This is a genomic window from Mycobacterium bohemicum DSM 44277, assembly GCF_001053185.1.
Taxonomy (GTDB): Bacteria; Actinomycetota; Actinomycetes; order Mycobacteriales; family Mycobacteriaceae; genus Mycobacterium; species Mycobacterium bohemicum.
In genome coordinates, this window is sequence record NZ_CSTD01000013.1 from 1 (window position 1) to 1,682 (window position 1,682).

The following is a 1,682-nucleotide window of genomic DNA, read 5'->3' on the forward strand; positions in this document are numbered from 1 at the left end:
GGCCCGGGCCCGGCGAGGCGGGCCGGATCGCCCGCCTCGCGGAGCCGGTCCAGCTCGGTGAAGACCTTGGGCGTGTGCAACTCGCCGTCGGCGAACGCGAGCACCCAATGAAAGGTGTTGCGCGACAGCACCGTCGCGAGTTCCTCGCCGCGCCCGGTGCCCAACGCCGTGCCGCCGTGCAGCGCGAACGGCACGTCGCTGCCCAGCCGTGCGGCCAGCATGCGCAAATCGCGCCGCGGCACGCCCAGCTCCCACAGCGAGTTCATCGCCACCAGCACGGCCGCCGCGTCGGCGCTGCCGCCGGCCATGCCGCCGGCCACCGGAATGGACTTGTCGATGAGGATCGAGACGTCGGGCGCCCGGCCGACATGCTCGGCCATCAGCTCGGCCGCCCGCCAGGCCAGGTTGCGTTCGTCGGTGGGCAGCTTGTCGGCGCCCTCGCCGACCAGCTCGAGCGACAGCACGTCGGCGTTGCGGACCGTCACCTCGTCCAGCAGCGAGACGGCCTGGAACACCGTCGTCAGCTCGTGGTAACCGTCCTCGCGGCGATCGCCGACGGACAGATACAGGTTCACCTTGCCGGGCACCCGGACAGTGACGGAACCCGTCGGCACCCACTGGGCGGCGGTACTGCCGTCAGTCATGTTCAGTCATTGTCAGCCACGGCAGCAGACTATCGCTGGCACGGGGCAACCACACCGCCGCCCGGATTGGCGGAACGGCGCAGCAGGCGCACGAAGTCCTCGATGGACAGCGTCTCCCCGCGACGGGCCGGGTCGATGCTCGCGGCCAACAAGCGGTTCGCCGACTCGCTGCCCGAGCCGGCCCATTCGGCGAACGCGTTGCGCGACGTCTTGCGCCGCTGCGCGAACGCGATGTCCACCAACGCGAACACCTGCGCGCGGAAGGCCTCGTCGGTCGGCCAGGGCGAGGCCTCGTACCGATCGATGCGGACCAGCCCGGAATAGACGCGGGGGATCGGCCAGAAGACCGTCGGCGACACCGTGCCGCAGCGGCGGACGCGCCCGAAGAAGCGCGCCTTGACGCTGGGCACCCCGTACTCCTTACCGCCGGGCTCCGCGGCGAGCCGCTCGGCGACCTCCGCCTGCACCATCACCGTGAGCACCCGCAGCGACGGGAATTCGGCCAGCAGGTGCAGCAGCGCGGGGACCGCGACGTTGTACGGCAGGTTGGCGACTACAGCTGTCGGGGCGTTGGGTTCGGTGGCGACGTCGTCGCGCCGAAGGGTCAGCACGTCGCGGTTGAGCACGGTCAGCCGCTGGCTCTCGCTGTGTGAATGCTCGGCGACGGTCTGGGGCAGCCGCCCGGCCAGCACCGGGTCGATTTCGACGGCGGTGACGAAGGCGCCGCGATCGAGCAGCGCCAGTGTCAGCGAGCCAAGCCCGGGCCCCACCTCCAGCACGTGGTCCGACCGGCCCACACCGGCCGTCGAAACCACCCGCCGCACCGTGTTGGCATCGTGGACGAAGTTTTGCCCCAGCGATTTGCGGGGCCGAAACTCGAGCTCCTGGGCCAGCCGCCTGATCTCGGTGCGACCGAGCAGCCGGACGGTCAGCTGGCCCCGGCCCTTCCGCTGCACACCGGCCACGCGCCCCAGCCCTGGCGCCCACGGGTCACCTCGGCGACGGCGATCTGCTCTTCGCGGGTGGCGAGGTCGGCGC

3 protein-coding genes are annotated in these 1,682 nt (G+C 71.5%); all 3 read right to left on the minus strand.

The features are described from left to right. On the minus strand, positions 1-644 hold a 644-nt coding region (locus BN971_RS24290), incomplete at its 3' end, for a 4-(cytidine 5'-diphospho)-2-C-methyl-D-erythritol kinase (protein WP_428978081.1). 29 nt (positions 645-673) lie between these two features. Beyond that, a complete protein-coding gene (gene rsmA, locus BN971_RS24295) occupies positions 674-1,609 on the minus strand; it encodes a 16S rRNA (adenine(1518)-N(6)/adenine(1519)-N(6))-dimethyltransferase RsmA (protein ID WP_085181412.1) in 936 nt (311 codons plus the stop codon). Continuing rightward, on the minus strand, positions 1,573-1,682 hold a 110-nt coding region (locus tag BN971_RS24300), incomplete at its 5' end, for a transglycosylase family protein (RefSeq protein WP_139027173.1). The genes rsmA and BN971_RS24300, both read right to left, overlap by 37 nt.